We start from the raw sequence: 15,941 nt of genomic DNA, 5'->3' as shown, positions 1-15,941 counted from the left end.
ATAAGTTCATCATATCGAAAACCGATTCCTCTTACTTTCACCAACACGACATTGCGCTTTCGATTTTCAGACATGGGAAGCCCGAGGCAGGCATATCCAAAGACAACGTCATCCCTTGAAAAGGAAATGATCATTAATTGTCGAATATGATAATCTATGAAAACAAAGCAAATCTTACTCATTCTCGGCATATACCTGCTGATTATAACTAGTATCCGTCTTATATGGGTCACATGGAAATTTCCACCGCCCCATCCCAATGCTACTCAAGGTACCATTGATCTCACCACCTGGGACTTTTCGTCGAACCAGGCGATTCCTTTGAACGGGGAGTGGGAGTTTTACACGCATGCATTCTATATGAATGATGATGAAAATCCGCCACAGCCTGATTATATTCACGTGCCAAGCAACTGGGGAAAGACATTAAACCCGGCAGGACATTCGCCGATCGGCTATGGCTCATACCGACTTCTCATTCACATTCATGCAAACGAGAAGCAGATGCTCGGCATTCGGGTGCCGCCCATTCCCACCTCTTCCGAGCTGTATATCAATGGACAATTGCTGGCTTATTCCGGAACTCCGGGGAAGGACATCGATTCTTCCACAGCGCGCAAAGTGCCTTATTACGCCAATTTCTATTCCGAGGGGGAAACCATAGAAGTTGTCATCCAAGTTGCTAATTATTATGACTATTTTAATGGGGGCCTTACTTCTCCCGTCATGATTGGCACGGGGCAAGCGATTGAGAAGAACGTATGGTACTCCCGCAGCATGCAGATGCTCGTTTGCGCCGTTCTATTGATACACGCCTTCTATGCTTGCCTGCTCCTGTTCATTGGCGGTCGGATTCCTGGACTATTAAGCTTCTTTCTGCTGATTGTCAGCACCATTATCTCGATTCTTATCGATGATGAGCGGCTCCTGCAAATCTGGCTGCCGATAAACTATGATTGGATAAGCCGACTGACCCATCTATCCTATCTTGGCATCATCTATTTTTTGTTCAAAAATGCCATGCTGCTTACGGTGGAACGCACATCATCCAGCCGTTACCGCTGGTTCAATTATTTCTGCTCACTTTATGCCGGCATTGTCTTGTTTCTGCCCTTGCAACCGCTGTTGAAATTGGGTTATTTCAACATTCCTTTATACCTGTTCACGATTGTGGCCGTTCCAACCTTGACGTTTCGCTCAGCCAAACAAGGCAACCGGGATGCGATGTTCCTGCTGATTGGAGGAATAACGATTGCCATCAACGCGATGTGGGGCATCGTTAACACATTTTACTTTCCCGAAATCGGCTATTATGCGTTTGACCTCATATTCACCGTGCTGGCTGTAACCGCCTATTGGTTCAAACGACATTTCAACTCCATAACAGCACTCCGGCTCCTCACCGAGAAGTTGCAGAAGGCTGACAAGCGTAAGGACGATTTTCTTGCCCATACGTCCCACGAGCTTCGCAACCCGCTTCACGGCATGCTTAACATTGCCCAAGCGGTGCTCGACGATGAAACCGGCCGGAAAGAGAGCAGACATCAGGAAAGCTTGCGTTTGCTTATTTCCGTCGGCCGCAGTATGTCGTTTCTGCTTAACGATCTGCTCGACATCAACCGGCTCAAAGAGAATGCCATTCACATTCAGCCTGCTCCCATCCGCGTACAGGCGGTGGCTTCCGGCGTCATCGACATGCTGGGCTTCATGTCGGAGGGTAAGCCGATCCGAATCGTCAACGAAATCCCGGAATCATTCCCCCTGGTGCAGGCGGACGAGAATCGGCTGACACAAATTTTATTCAACCTTTTGCATAACGCGGTCAAATTTACAATGCGCGGCCATATTGAACTCCGCGCCACTATACAGAATGGCTATGCGCACATAACCGTCTCTGATACGGGTGTCGGGATTGATAAAGCGACGCTGCAACGAATCTTTCTCCCCTACGAGCAAGCCGATTCGAGCGTAACTTCGTTAGGCGGCGGCATCGGGCTTGGACTGAGCGTCTGCAAGCAGCTCGTCGAGCTGCAGGGAGGTACCATTTCTGCCGAATCCGCTCCCAATCACGGATCGACCTTCATCTTTACGTTGCCGCTTGCGATGACGGCAGACACGCCGAAGAGAGATGACCCTTCGCCGGATGCTGCACCATTGCTCGCGCACGCAGTGGACACACCTGTCGCGGCCTCCAAGGAGGACGATATGACCGAATTGCCGGAAGTCAGCGAATCGCCGTCTCCGACCATTGACAAAATTCGCATACTGGCAGTGGACGACGATCCGGTCAACTTGCGGGTGTTGACTCATGCACTGGCTTCCGAGCCATATATCGTCGGCACAGCAATAAACGGAAACGAAGCTATTGCCCTGTTGGATACGGTCAAGTGGGACATTATGATCATCGACGTCATGATGCCCGGCATGTCCGGCTACGAGCTGACCAAGCGAGTCCGGCAGCGCTATTCGCTAGCTGAGCTCCCCGTGCTGCTGCTTACAGCGCGCAGTCAGCCGGAGGATATTCATTCCGGCTTCCTCGCGGGGGCCAACGACTACATTATTAAGCCAATGAACACGTTGGAGCTAAAATCGAGAATTCGGGCACTTACCGATCTGACGCTGGCTGTCCGCGATCGAATATACATGGAGGCAGCGTGGCTGCAAGCGCAAATCAAGCCGCATTTTTTCTTCAACACACTCAACTCCATCGTTGCGCTTAGCGAGATCGATACGCGCCGTATGCGCAAGCTTGCAGATGCATTCAGCTTATATTTACGTGCCAGCTTCGACTTCAAAAACTCGGACAAGCTCGTGACCTTGAGTAGCGAGTTGGAGCTAGTCCAAGCCTATTTGTCGATTGAGAAGGAACGGTTTGATGAACGCCTCGAGGTGCAGTGGGACGTAAAGGCATCCTTGGAGATGCTTGTACCACCTCTATCCATTCAGCCACTGGTTGAGAATGCAGTAAGGCACGGGATTTTGAAACGAGCGCGCGGAGGCACCATCCTAATCCGGATTGCCGAATATGAGGATAGAGCGGAGGTTTACATCGAGGATGATGGCGTGGGAATGGACGGAACGACCATCCGGCACATTCTGATTCGCAGTTCCGCGAAGGAGCAGCAGGGGATCGGGCTGATCAATACCGACCAGCGGCTGAAGCAGCTTTACGGACAAGGGCTGCGTATTGAGAGCAGACTTAACGAAGGAACAATCGTTTCGTTCCAGATATTGAAGTAGCTATTGCCACCGTATCATAGAACGAAATCTAAAGGCATCCACTCGGGTGTCTTTTGTTTTGCCCCTTAACCGATATCCAGTCAAAGCTATTCGTACAAAAAAAAACAACCATCGACGACTTTGAAAGTCGGCAATGGTTGTCGGTAACTGATGTTACTTGTCGATCAGATTAGTCGTTTTGAGCAATCTTGCGATCAATGCCGTTACTTCGGCACGTGTCATATTGGATTTCGGGCTCAGCAACTCCATTCCGCTGCCCTTCACGATTCCCACTTCAACCAGCAGAGCGACATCCTCTCTCGCCCAGCCGGATACGCTCGCTGCGTCTTTGTAACCCGCCAGCAGGGAAGTGATCTGCTCCTCGCTTAGCTCGGTCTTCGGGTCGATGAGGCTGTACGCCCGGGCGATCATCGCCATTCCTTGTTCTCTTGTAATTTGCTGGTCGCCATAGAAGTTGCCGTTGTCATAGCCGCGAACGATACCGAATTCATTCGCGATCGTGACTGCATCCTGGTACCAAGCAGATTCCGGAACGTCCGGGAAAATACTGTTTGGAACGTTCTGGCGCATCAAGCCAAGACCAGCTACGACAATCTCCGAGAACTCCGAGCGCGTGACATTACGATCCGGCGAGAATGTATTGTTTCCGGTTCCTTCCAGATCGAGTCGCGCTGCGATATTGTTAACGTCCACTTTGCCCCAGTGTTTCTTCACATCATCGAAATCCTGCGGATTCCAGATGACAGAGTAGGAACCGTGGCTACGCAAATCGTTGATCAGAGCATAGTAGCGACTGTTGATCTTCGTAACGACCGTTGGTACATGGAACACAGTACCGTCAGGATTCACGATAACACCTGTTGTAATACGGTTCGGATCGATGCCTTCAGGCAGAGCGATGTATTTCGGAGCATATCCGCTTAATTGTCCCGATCTAACCGTCTGACCGTCATGTGTAAAGGTCATGTCAAGATCGACCGGATCAACCAATAACTCGTACCCTTCTGCCTTTGCCTTGCTCCGCGCGCTGTCAGTCAGTGCTTTCGAAGAACGCTGGATATCAATATGGACCGCGATATCACCAAGTGCTGCATTGCCCAATTGCTTGGACACACCGCTTAAGTCCATCTTTCCGCCAGGAACAGGGTAGATCGCTAACAGGTTGCCAATTTCTAGACTCGCACCCTTATCGGCCAATTGCTTAACCGTTTCTGCCGTCAAACCATCCACCTGCATATCTCCATCATTCGAAGATTGAATGGCCAGCTTCTGTCCCGTTCCATTCGATAATATATCGCCAAGCTTATCTCTGTTTACCAGTACGGAAGTTTGCTTGTTACCTCCAGAAGTGGTTGTCTTGCCAGTGGCAAACCCGCCATCGTTACCGTTCACGGACGTATTCACACCTGGGTCCGTTGCGGGTGGCGTAGTCGTAGGCGGCGTAGCAGGCGTTGTATTGCCTCCGCTATTGCCTCCGTTGTTACCTCCATTATTATTGCTGCCATTGGATCCTCTGGTGATGGTCAGCGTATATTCCGTTACATTGCCCTGGGCGTCCGTTACCTTCACAACAATCGTATTGGTGCCGACTGCCAGCGGCAATTCATCACTTACAGAGCCATTAGGGATTGCTTTCCATACCCCGCCATTTACCGAAATTTCGATTGTGGCGTTCGGGTCATAAGTCGCCAGCGTTACGGTTGTATTGTAAACATCGTGGGTCACGGAAGCCTGATAATGGGTTACTCCCCCATTAAAAGCCGGAGAGATCGCAATCGGTGTTCCATCCCCACGCTTTAACTCGAGACCCGATAGTTGTGATTTGTCTGTCGTGTCTACCGTAACGATCTTGGAGTCTGTGGACACTTTGCTATGTTTCTCTGCCGTTACATTGATTGTATATTTCCCGTCTTTTAAATCAGTGGACGGAATGAAGCTCCAATTTCCATTGCTGTCTACTTCCACTTCGCGGGTCTCGACAACATTGCCGCTCTCATCTTTCAACTCAACGATGACCTTTGCATCCTTGTCAGCTGTACCTTTGATTTCTGGCTTTTTCATGAATAATGTATCACCACTTGGCTCGGTGATGACTAAAGCTGGATTTGTGGTATCTACCGTAATGATTTTGTTTTCTTTAGCTGTCTTATCATCTTTTGTAGACGTCACTTCAATTGTATAAGAGCCATCTACTAAATCAGCCGAAGGGATGAAACTCCATGTACCATCTTGATTTACAGTGACAGTTGGCGTAGCAATTACAGCACCACTTCCATCCTTGATTTCTACGGATACCTTGGCACCTGGAGTGGTCGTGCCCTTGATTTCAGGCTTTTTCACGAATACGGTATCACCACTTGGCTCGGTGATGACTAAAGCTGGTGGTGCAATGAGATAATCAAAGCTGTGAACAGGAGCACCATTTTTTCCTTTTAAGTTTCCAACTGATTTCTCATAAGACACTTTAACAGCATCAACTTGTGTAATCTCCTCACTCGTCTTCAGCTTCAATGTCTTACCATCTACTCCTATTTCAAAGCTATCAATCGTAACCTCTACACCGTTGATTTCAAGCGTGAAGCCGGTTAGATCAGTTAGAACGATTTCTTGATCAAAGGTTAATACAACCTCGTCCCCAGCGGCTGTTATTTCTTCAACCTTTGCGCTTTGAGCCAATACACCAAATGTGAAAAATTGCCCATTATTTAGTGTTGTTTTAGCCGCGTAATGCTCTACACCGTTAAGATCAATAATTTCTAATTCCTTCTGAGTTGCATTAGTAAAATCCGTATCGCTGCTGCTAACTAGCAGTTTTTTCCCTGCAGGAATAGCGGATGTCGGAATCGCAATTTGAACCTCACCAACGCCATTCGTGTTCTGTACCTTCCAAACGCGCTGTGAATGATACTCGTTCGTGCTGCCAATCTGTTGGTCGAACGTCAAGTCTTGTCCATTGTCGCCCCAGATTAAGTATTGTTGGTCGGACAGTGTCCCCGTATTAAGCGCGTTTGAATTAACGAGGGTATTTACACCAATTGCAATTTGCGTTCCAGCATTAATACTGCGGCTTTGCTTTTGCACCAATGCTTCTGCATCATCTTGACCTATACCCGCAATGTTGTGTTTGTAGGTACTGTCCGCAGTCCACACGGTATCATCATTTGTGGAAATATAATTGCTCTCACCATTGTTAAGCGTAATTCCATACTTCACTCCCAAGTATGTTTCAATTTTAGCGGCATCATCGCTTGTTAAGCTATCATACAAGATAATCTCAGCAACTTCAGCGCGCAGACCACGCCAGTTGCTGCCACTGGTTCCTGCAGTAGCACCAATTACAGGAGTGAATTCAAAGGTACCAAAAGTAGCCTTACCATTAATAATAGTTTCTGCTGCTTTCCCGTTAACTCTTGCACTATGGTTCGTGTCATCCTTGATTTCATAATTGGCCAATTGGAATCTCTCTCTGTCAGGGTCAGGCTCTTTAAAACCACGCCATACTTTGCTCGCGCCATTTCCAACTGCAAAATCCGCATTTCCACCCAAAATCTGACTTCCGTAAGTTTTTATTTCAATCGATCCGACAAGTGATCCTGCATAGCCAGTAGCTGGCCATTTATAGACAGCATATCCAGACTGAAATGTAATCTGTTTATCTCCTATTAACTTTGCCGATTGATCATAGTGGTCAGTAGTATAAGAATTGTTAAATGTAATACTCGGGTTAAAATTCACCCCGACTGAATTATACTTTGGTGTTATCGCTTCTTTGCCCGTTGGAACATCAAGAGTAAACCGCACAGGGTCAGTAGATTGATCTGCCCACTCCGTCAATAGCCCGTTATTTTCATTTACATCAGAATCTGCTTTAAGCCATAGTACAGGTTGAGATCCACTCAAACCACCTGGAGTAAGAGGACTGCTAGCCGCTGATACCTTAGGTACGAATGTAGTTGAGAAGCTCCCGAATACCAGCACAAAGATGAGCATCACCATAAGCTGCTTTCTCCATTTGAAATAATCCCCTTGTAACAACACATCTCTTCATCCTCTCTATTATAGAATACTAGTATTCTAGCGACATCTTCTGGCAAATCTCCGCTAAATATTAACGTTATGAAACTAAACAATTTAATCTCTGGCCCGTCCGTGTAAACCTTATCCGGCTAACTTTTCTCACGCTTGTCTTTTTTGCTTTTGCTTTTCATACGCAATGCTTATTTCATCTTCTTTCAACATAATGATACATCCATAGAACAGTACTGTTATACCGCGCTTATATATGCCCCCCTTCACTCTTGCTATTTAGGGCTTGCTGACAATGCAATAAACAAGAGAAATCGTGAAATAATCAAAGAAAATGCAGAAAATTTGGTCAAGTGCAAGGAATTTACGGGATGACATAATACGTCAATTTTCCACAATAAACGCTTATAACTTTAGCACACGCTCCTAGACAACACCTAGACAACTCCCGAAACGACAAAAAGGCCGCTTCGTGGAAGAGGAATCGAATTCCCCCATCGTAGCAGCCTTTAAACATGAAATAATGAGCATTCGCTTCAGATATAGTCTACTTTAATAAAAACGTCGAATTTCCCTTTAATTCTCCGATGAGCTTGTGTTGGCCCAATCTCCATTGTTCATACCAACGGACGATGTCCTCGCTAATCGGAAGCTCCAGCTCACGTTCCATTCTCGTTTTGAGGAGATAGTATTGTTCCTCTATGCCCATATGATTATCTACCGCATGATAGAGCTTCATCAGCGAAAAATAGCATTCTTCCTCATCCGGACATATCCGTTGAATGCTAAGGTTAATCTGAATGGCTTTGTCTAGGACGCATTGCCCCTCGTAATATTCGCTCAATCTCTTCATCTGGTATAGCCATAGCAACTGCAAGCGTTCCCGTTCGTGCTCCACCCACAAGTAATCGTAATACCCGAGATAGTGGCCCGTGTACATCCTCAGCACGCGTTCATAGGCGTCGGCGGTGCCCGCATCGAGAGAACCCAATTGCTTTAATTCGCTTTCCCATAGCTCCGTGTCAACCTGCGCTCCCCCGATATCCAGTTGATATCCTGCTTGCAGTTCGCCGATGCGTATGGATATCGAATCCATCTTGTAGGATTTCAGAGTTTGACGGATATGATAGATAGCCGTATAGAGGTGTTGAGCCGCTCTCGCCTCCTCTATATTCGGCCATAGCAGCTCGAGGAGTACGCCTCGGCCGACGACCCGCTCTCGATGGTAAAGCAAAAAAGCGAACAATTCCTGCGATTTGCTCGTCCTCCATTTTACGGTCTGTGCTTCCATGCCCGGAGGGTGGAAAAGGATCTGTTCGAAACACCCTATCAGTGGCGCATTCCGAACCGGAACTTTCCCCAAACCTTTCAAGTTCAGCTTCTCCTGAAGCCGCATGACGGTGTTGCGAAGACGACTGTCGTTCACCGGCTTTACTAGATAATCCAAGGCATAAAGCTCGAAAGCACGAACGGCATACTGGTCGTAACCGGTCACGAACACGATACAGATGCCGGGAACGACAGCCTGGATCTGCCTACCAAGCTCCAGCCCGTCAATCTCGGGCATTCCAATATCCAAGAACACCACATCAGGGCGATGCTCTAATACGCCAGCAATCACTTTTGTCGGATTTGAATACGTGGCGACGATCTGTATTCCGCTGACTTCGCGTTCAAGGGCTCCTTGAAGTTCAATAGACGCTAGCGGCTCGTCGTCGACCAATAAAACTCTCATTTAACATCCCTTCTTTCGATTTACTGCTATTTCACTAGCTCTAACCAATACTCAATATCCAGGTAATACTGAGCTGCAAACTCATGAATGATATCCTGAGGCTGAAAAATTCTTCTGCCATTAAGAAAGGTCTTTCCTTTTCTGAATCAACTTAAGAATTGTTTCGTCAATCGTTCTGAACTCATCATTGTATTCATCCGGAATTTTTTGCAATTCGCTCCAAGCCATTTGTAATCACTCCGTTTCATCGATTCACGCTTGCCTTTCTACAATACAAGCGCGATCAGGCACCGGCCTTCGTACATCCGACGATCCTTTGCTTTTTTCATCGCGGTTTTGACAGGGTATTTTACTTCATTCTTTTTCAGCTTGTTTAGAATCAGCTCTTCAATCCTAAAATCTAAAACTTCTGCCATATAAATCGAATAAATGAATACATCCGTCAACTCGTCTGCAATATCATCTTTCTTTATATGTAAAGCTTCCTCTGATGATTCCATTGAAAGTTCTCTAGGAGTTCAGATGACTCTATGCTTATTGAAATAGCCAAATCTTTTGGATTATGGAACTGCTCTCAATTACGGTTTTGACGAAAGGCAAGAACCTTTCTAACGATCTCTTCATTCATTATTTAAACTCCTTTCAACAAGGATATTTTAACAGTAAATTGTTGTAGTAGAGTAGATAGTATTTGTATTTAATAGAATAAATTTATACGTAAGCAATGAATCTTCTTTAATACTACTTATGGTACGGTTACCGTGACATCAAAAGAGCGAAAAGCTTGAAGGAGGCACCCGAGATGAGTACGTTCACTAGTTGGAAAAGTGCTCTTGTTACCATCGTAAAAAACCTCTTTTTATAGCATTGTTATATTCTCATTATTTTCCCTTGATTTATACCGAACAGGGCGTATTCTTAGACGATCTCGATACACCCGAACAGCGCGAGCACGGAACGAAGGTGTTGTTGGATCGTCTCGGCGATGCGCTGGACAGCCAATGATAAATACTGCGATCGAATCGAATAGTAGGGCCTTAAGGCCATATATCGCCGGAAGAATGGTGCACAGTGACAGCACGACGCTTGACAAATCCAAGCGGCCGGGTATTGGGTCCCGATATTCGGGCAGAAGATAAGGTGCAGTCAACAACAGCAGTGCTATGGCTGGAACTGCTGGCAGAAATACCGAACCCCAACCATATGAGCTTTCGAAACGATAATGAATTGGTCCTGCAGAGAAATGCCTTTGAAAGGACGAAGGACGTGTCTGGATTGATCGTTCACAGCGACCAAGGGTTCCAGTACACGTCCTACGCTTACTACGACATGCTGCCACAGGTTGGCGCCCAAATCAGCATATCTCGCAGAGGCAATTGTTATGATAATGCCTCTATGGAAAGCTTCTTCTCGCATCTATAGACGAAAGGGCTCTATCCCTATGATATCCGAACTTTGGATGAGGCACAAAGGCGAATTGAGGCATATATCCAGTTCTATAACCAGAATCGACCACATAGAAAACTAAATAAGTTGACGCCGGTATATTACCGGCGCCAACTTGCAGCCTGGGGGCTTTTTTCGATGTCTACAGAATAGGGGCTTGACCACCTATTAGCAGTATAACTAAGGCTGTTTTTTTCAACCGTCCATAAACAGGGTCACAGTTCAGACCGTTAACCTTAGTACTCTTTTTATTTCAGTCTTGAAAAAGCAGTATGCTAAACCCGTCAAAAGGAATACCTTATGCATTTAGATAGTCACGACCGTTTTGCTCACTCCTTCTGGTTTGTCGGGATTAATACCACGATAGATAGCAAGCCAGCATGAGAACAACTGCATTACCGTAACCGCAGAGAACGCGCCGCATATTCCCTCACAGTTTTCGGGCAACACAATCGCTAGAGGGAACTCCTTAGCAAGTTCGGGCTTGTTCGTGATGGCCATGGCGAATATATCCTTTTTGAGCATGTTCCGGTAAAGGTTCATCGTAAAGTCATCGGTCACACTGTCAACAAGCGTAAAAATACAAGGCCTCATATGGCTTGTTGTGGAAAATGGTCCGTGGCTGTAATCGCTCGCCGCGTAAGCGCGAGCGCTGACATTCGCCGTCTCCTGTATCTTCAGCTCAGCCTCTTTCATCGCCGCGTGCGTGATACCACGTGAAAAGATATCGATTGAATTTGCATATCTGAAGTAGCTAGCGTACTCGCGGATAAGGTTCTCATGAGCGAGCGCTGCGGCTATTGCGTCAGGCACGTTATCTACTGCGTTCCTGAGCACGGCACTACCAGTTATTTCGGCCATGATTTTTGTAAGCAGCAATGCCTGCGACATATACGTTTTTGTGGCAGGCATGGCCCGTTCATTGCCGACATGATTGTGCATATTGTGTTCGGCGGCCTTATCCACAACCCCTTGAATATTGGTGAGGCTGATTGTTAGAGCCCCCTGATTCCGTGCATGACCGAGCACCATCGAAACATCTTCTGCACCACCCGACTGGGATACTCCTATCGTCACCGAGCCAGACATATCCAAGTTGCCATGGTAAAGCGTAATCACCGAAGGATTTACAATCTTTGAGGGTATCCCACCGTATATTTCCATTATATATTGAGCGAGCAGACATGCATGCTCGCTCGAACCGCGCGCCGTAAAATAGACGGAGCGGCATCCTCTATCCTTTACGTCTGCCGAAACAGTTTTAATCATCTCTTTGTTCGTTTCAAGGCTTTCTCTCAGCAACTGAGGCTGTTCGAATATCTCCTCGCGCATGACTGAGCTGTTATTCTTTAAAAAATTCCTATTCATTGATGCTTTCCTCCACTCATTATTATTATTTGGTTTTTCAAGCCCTGCGGGCTATCCATGAACATAGAAATTCCCTCTCCAGCACGCAGGACTTTTAAACCTTTGATACGTACGTACTATTAATACAGTAGCCATATGTGGTTTGATATTATATCAGCGCATCACAAACATACTCTTGTGATGTGCCGGCGGGACTCATATAGGCTGCCTCAGCTCAGAAATAATATCTTTGTAAGGCCGGGCCTTTCCGAACAGCGCAGAAGTACCCAAAACAAAGGCATCGGCCCCCAGTGCGCCAAGTTCGCGAACCTTACTGTCCGAGATCGCGCCGTCGACCACTATTTTAAAGCCGTAGCTGCTCTTCATTTCTGTGAGTCGTTGAAGCTTATCGGTAACAAACGGGATGTACTTCTGCCCGGCGAATCCAGGATTCACCGTCATGAGCAGTACAAAGTCGCACAGATTGAGAAGTTCTTTCACGCTTTCGAGCGAGGTGCCCGGATTGATGGCAAGCCCCGGAGTCTTTCCGAGCGATGTGATTGCTGCGAGAGTGCGCGCCGGATGTTTGTCCGCCTCTGGATGAATATAGATGATATCAGCTCCGAGCGATACAAACAATTCACAATAGCGAAATGAGTCTTCTATCATCAGATGGACATCGATGGGCTTGCTGGTGCTCGCTCGTATACATGCGATATCACCCGGGCCGAGGGCAAAGTTCGGAACAAAAACGCCGTCCATTACGTCTATATGGAACATATCGGCGCCGGCTTCGTCCAGTTTTTGGGTTTCCGCAGCAAGCTGGGCGAAGTCAGCGCACATCATGGATGGTGAAAATAATAGATTTTTCATTATCTACGCGACGCCGCCATTCTTTCCCATGTCTTCCAACGGCCCTTTATTGACAAAGCAAGCTGATAGATGTTTTCCGGCACGCTCATGCCGCTAAGACCTGCATCCCCGATGGCGTGTATATCTGCGCCCGTTTGTTTGCTCCAGAGAGCACACTGACGAACGGTATCCACATCTGAACCCTCTATAGTCCCATCAAGGAATGACATGGCGAGCGTTCCTGGCTTGTAGGTATGTGTAAACGTAACCAGTTCCCGTATACTGTCCACGTCGATACCCCAGCGGCTTCCGGGCATTGACATACAAATAACATCGGTTCCTGCATCAATAAGCTCTTTAATATAATCTTTGTAGAACTGCAGCGGCTTGATGGGGTCGCCAATAACAGGCTCGGTCGCGCCGTCCTCCCACTTGCCTGCAAAGATCAGCATATCATCGCCGACGAGCTTTTTGGTACTACGAACAGCATTTAGTACGGCATCGTAAGAAACGCCCGTTCCAGGGTTGCCGCCGAGTATCACATACTGCGCCTTCTCCTCCAGCAGCTTTTTGATATTTTCCGGACTGGGGGTGCGATATTTTCTAAAGGTCTCGGAGTAGGCGTTCGATATGTCTTCCATATCACCGCACTCGAGATAAACGCCCATTGGTATATCGATCAGTTTCCGCATGTCAGGAATACGATAATATGATGACGAAGAGTCTTTCAAATTTGAAAATTCATGAACATATAAACCCGACTGCTTGGCATTTTCATCGAGTGAGTAGCCGTTAAAGAGTAGCATATCGGCGCCCATTGCCTGCGAAAGCTCTGCGTTCGTCGTTCCGAGGCAGAGTGCTGTTGGAAAACTAACGTAGTTCTGGGCTAATATCACGCGCCCCTCGCTAAGCAATATTGACTCTTTTAGTTCTTTAGCGGTCATAGCCTCAATTTGAGTACGATGTGCATTTATAAGTCTTGTAACATTGGACATTTGAAATACCACCTTTTTCTTTTTTGTTGATTCATTTCACCTATTTAATATCAGGAGAATCGAAGTACATTATTAGGCCTCGGCTTAGTCTTGGATTTAGGCCGATTGCAGTTTTTCTTCTTTAAGTGCCTGTTTGTCGCAGATCTTAAAGAATGGCAGATAGATCAAGCAGGATATCACGACCATCACGAGCATCCATAAGCCAAACTTTAACCCCCCTCCAACCAGGAAGCCAATGATCGGTCCGGGGATCGTTGGTACGGTCATCAGCAACGCCGGAGTTACCAAAAAAACCGATTTTAATAAGCGCATAGGTTACACTCATCAGCAAAATTGGAGTAGCAATAAAGGGGATCGCCATAATCGGGTTGAACATAATTGGGAATCCGAATACTATGGGTTCAATAATGTTGAATATTCCGGGTACCACTGCAACCTTGCCGAGCGCCTTGTAGCGTTGCGACTTTGCAAAGATTGGCATAGTAAGGGTGAGGCCTATCAGACATCCGTCGCCCCCAAGGAACTGCATGATCATTAGATATAAAGCGAAGGTCAAATCGTATGGAAGTGCCGCTCCAGTCGAGAAGGCCGTCATGTTTTGGATGGCTGCGGGCATCCAGATTGGCAGCATGATTGATAAAACAACCATTGAACCGTGAATACCGAACACCCACAACAAACAGGAGAATAACATCGCAATGATGAACGCGCCGAACCCGTTGCCAAGTGAGGCGAGCGGAAGTTGAACGACTGAAAAGATGAACTGATGCAGGTTGTCGAAGGAGGTAAGTCCGAACAGGCCCTGTACAGTAAGGAACAATGCAGCAACAATGATTGCAGGTATAATCGCCTCAAACGGCTGCGAAACGATGGGTGGGACAGATTCAGGCATTCTAATTGTGATTTTTTTGTTGACAAGGAACGAATATAAGATTATTGACGCATAACCAATCAAGATGGCTGTGAAAAGGCCCTCAGCACCGAGCCACTTGATGGGAATCACATCTAACGCTTCGGCAAGAAATTCACCGGTTTCAGGGTCAGTAACCGTGGTGCTCAGAGGGGTCACAAGCAAAAATGACATGAGCGCGATGATTATTGTATTAAACGGCTTTTGTTCGAGCGCCTTCCCAAGGTTAAAACCCAAAGCGCAGATGAAGAACAGTGCGATCAGGTTGCAAGTAGCAACACCGACACTTAACACTGCCGATAGGCCAGAGCTCGAAAGGAATTCGGTATACGCGTCCCCTATGGGCAGACCTCGGATTAATGAACACAACGCACCCACCATGAGTATGGGCATTGTTGCCATCAGAGAAGACGAAAGAGCATTTATCCACTTGTTTGTCTGAAGTTTTCCAGAAAACTTGGTTAGCTTTTCAGAAATTTGGTTGTCTGGACTTTTTTTCATGGGAAGCCCTGCCTTTCCTTTAGTTTTTTTGATGTATTAGATACCATCTTCATTGATGCCGCACCGGTGCTTTCGGAGCCGGGGTATCTTCATAGTGCCAAGGCTTCCTTCAATACCTTTTCTCCATTCATCATTCCGTAATCCGCACTGTTGATGACTGCAACCTTGATTCCAGCCGGCTCATATTTTGCCTTGAATTCCGGCAGCATGAAACGAACCTGAGGCCCAAGAAGCAAAATGTCTGTTTCTTTAGAATACTTTTCAAATTCACTTTCAGGTACAGCCTGAATTTTTACCGCCACCTTTTCTTTTACAGACGCTATATTCATCTTTGTCACCAGTAAATTGGTGGACATTCCAGCAGCACAAACTAGAGTTATCCTTTTCATTTTGGTCATCCCCGTTCACAAAGTTTTGTAATTTTTTCATACATGTCGACAAATTCCTTGGCCATATCAATCACGGTGATTGCGTTCATCAGATGATCCTGCGCATGTATCATTAAAACGGTAATTTTTTCAATGTTCCCCTCCGCCTCCTCCTGTATAATGTCGGTCTGAACTTCGTGTGCTTGTGTAAGGAATTCACCTGCCTCTCCTAACTCTTTTCTTGCCTCTTCAATGTTTCCCGTTTTTTGCGCTGCGGATTGCCATCATGGCCTTGCTTTTTGCATCTCCGCTTTTAACAATCAATTGCATAACTCTTGTTTCCATATCCATTCGTAAAATCACCTTTACCTTTTACAAAATATAATTCTTGTATTTATACTAGCAAGAACCGTGCCAAAACAGATTGAAAGGACGGTCGTCAGCATCTTAATACCATAAATGGGTTGCTTCCATGAGTGCTTCCTTCAGAAATTAGATTGGTTTCGCAAGGTGGTAGTTAA

At 46.6% G+C, this 15,941-nt stretch carries 10 protein-coding genes and 3 pseudogenes; 4 read left to right on the top strand and 9 right to left on the bottom strand.

Annotated features, from left to right (window positions below):
* The first annotated feature begins 156 nt into the window (after window positions 1-156).
* Window positions 157-3,240 (top strand): hybrid sensor histidine kinase/response regulator, encoded by a 3,084-nt coding sequence (locus tag EI981_RS07475; RefSeq protein WP_126996861.1) that lies wholly within the window; start codon window positions 157-159, stop codon window positions 3,238-3,240.
* A 153-nt stretch (window positions 3,241-3,393) separates the two neighbouring features.
* Here the strand turns inward: EI981_RS07475 and EI981_RS07470 are convergent, their stop codons facing one another.
* The 3 genes and pseudogenes from EI981_RS07470 to EI981_RS07460 all read right to left on the bottom strand — a co-directional run bounded on the left by EI981_RS07470 (window position 3,394) and on the right by EI981_RS07460 (window position 9,629).
* Window positions 3,394-7,278 (bottom strand): DUF8202 domain-containing protein, encoded by a 3,885-nt coding sequence (locus tag EI981_RS07470; protein ID WP_126996859.1) that lies wholly within the window; start codon window positions 7,276-7,278, stop codon window positions 3,394-3,396.
* Between the two features lie 535 nt (window positions 7,279-7,813).
* The gene (locus EI981_RS07465) at window positions 7,814-9,001 is read right to left on the bottom strand and encodes a response regulator (protein ID WP_126996857.1); all 1,188 of its coding nucleotides are present in this window, start codon (window positions 8,999-9,001) and stop codon (window positions 7,814-7,816) included.
* Between the two features lie 266 nt (window positions 9,002-9,267).
* Window positions 9,268-9,629, bottom strand: a pseudogene (locus tag EI981_RS07460) (nucleotide pyrophosphohydrolase).
* 263 nt (window positions 9,630-9,892) lie between these two features.
* Between EI981_RS07460 and EI981_RS29460 the strand changes: the two are divergent.
* The 3 genes and pseudogenes from EI981_RS29460 to EI981_RS30225 all read left to right on the top strand — a co-directional run.
* Window positions 9,893-10,006: pseudogene (locus tag EI981_RS29460) on the top strand (polyketide cyclase); the annotation flags it as partial.
* A gap of 66 nt (window positions 10,007-10,072) precedes the next feature.
* Window positions 10,073-10,423, top strand: coding sequence for a DDE-type integrase/transposase/recombinase (locus tag EI981_RS07450; RefSeq protein ID WP_126996855.1), 351 nt, complete (start codon window positions 10,073-10,075; stop codon window positions 10,421-10,423).
* A 33-nt stretch (window positions 10,424-10,456) separates the two neighbouring features.
* Window positions 10,457-10,600 (top strand): integrase core domain-containing protein, encoded by a 144-nt coding sequence (locus EI981_RS30225; protein WP_162616126.1) that lies wholly within the window; start codon window positions 10,457-10,459, stop codon window positions 10,598-10,600.
* A 153-nt stretch (window positions 10,601-10,753) separates the two neighbouring features.
* Here the strand turns inward: EI981_RS30225 and EI981_RS07440 are convergent, their stop codons facing one another.
* The 6 genes and pseudogenes from EI981_RS07440 to EI981_RS07415 all read right to left on the bottom strand — a co-directional run bounded on the left by EI981_RS07440 (window position 10,754) and on the right by EI981_RS07415 (window position 15,771).
* Window positions 10,754-11,815 (bottom strand): SIS domain-containing protein, encoded by a 1,062-nt coding sequence (locus EI981_RS07440; RefSeq protein WP_126996853.1) that lies wholly within the window; start codon window positions 11,813-11,815, stop codon window positions 10,754-10,756.
* Window positions 11,816-12,010: 195 nt separating this feature from the next.
* On the bottom strand, window positions 12,011-12,667 hold the full coding sequence (gene rpe, locus EI981_RS07435; RefSeq protein ID WP_126996851.1) for a ribulose-phosphate 3-epimerase: 657 nt from the start codon (window positions 12,665-12,667) through the stop codon (window positions 12,011-12,013).
* Window positions 12,667-13,641 carry a DUF7916 family protein gene (locus EI981_RS07430; protein ID WP_126996849.1) on the bottom strand — a complete coding sequence of 325 codons (975 nt, stop codon included), beginning with the start codon at window positions 13,639-13,641 and terminating at the stop codon, window positions 12,667-12,669. Before EI981_RS07430 ends, rpe begins: the two co-directional genes overlap by 1 nt.
* A gap of 145 nt (window positions 13,642-13,786) precedes the next feature.
* Window positions 13,787-15,052 carry a PTS sugar transporter subunit IIC gene (locus EI981_RS07425; RefSeq protein ID WP_227011748.1) on the bottom strand — a complete coding sequence of 422 codons (1,266 nt, stop codon included), beginning with the start codon at window positions 15,050-15,052 and terminating at the stop codon, window positions 13,787-13,789.
* Between the two features lie 89 nt (window positions 15,053-15,141).
* Complete coding sequence (locus tag EI981_RS07420) at window positions 15,142-15,441, bottom strand: PTS sugar transporter subunit IIB (RefSeq protein WP_126996847.1); 300 nt, start codon at window positions 15,439-15,441, stop codon at window positions 15,142-15,144.
* A gap of 5 nt (window positions 15,442-15,446) precedes the next feature.
* A pseudogene (locus EI981_RS07415) lies at window positions 15,447-15,771 on the bottom strand (PTS lactose/cellobiose transporter subunit IIA).
* Between the last annotated feature and the right edge of the window lie 170 nt (window positions 15,772-15,941).

Source organism: Paenibacillus lutimineralis (genome assembly GCF_003991425.1).
Classification (GTDB): Bacteria; Bacillota; Bacilli; order Paenibacillales; family Paenibacillaceae; genus Fontibacillus; species Fontibacillus lutimineralis.
This window is presented reverse-complemented; position numbering and strand designations above follow the sequence as displayed.

Bases quoted from the DNA above. Each gene is read 5' to 3' on its own strand.
- rpe (WP_126996851.1), bottom strand. From the start codon at position 12,667: ATGAAAAATCTATTATTTTCACCATCCATGATGTGCGCTGACTTCGCC.
- EI981_RS07465 (WP_126996857.1), bottom strand. From the start codon at position 9,001: ATGAGAGTTTTATTGGTCGACGACGAGCCGCTAGCGTCTATTGAACTT.
- EI981_RS07420 (WP_126996847.1), bottom strand. From the start codon at position 15,441: ATGAAAAGGATAACTCTAGTTTGTGCTGCTGGAATGTCCACCAATTTA.
- EI981_RS07425 (WP_227011748.1), bottom strand. From the start codon at position 15,052: ATGAAAAAAAGTCCAGACAACCAAATTTCTGAAAAGCTAACCAAGTTT.
- EI981_RS07475 (WP_126996861.1), top strand. From the start codon at position 157: ATGAAAACAAAGCAAATCTTACTCATTCTCGGCATATACCTGCTGATT.
- EI981_RS07430 (WP_126996849.1), bottom strand. From the start codon at position 13,641: ATGTCCAATGTTACAAGACTTATAAATGCACATCGTACTCAAATTGAG.
- EI981_RS07440 (WP_126996853.1), bottom strand. From the start codon at position 11,815: ATGAATAGGAATTTTTTAAAGAATAACAGCTCAGTCATGCGCGAGGAG.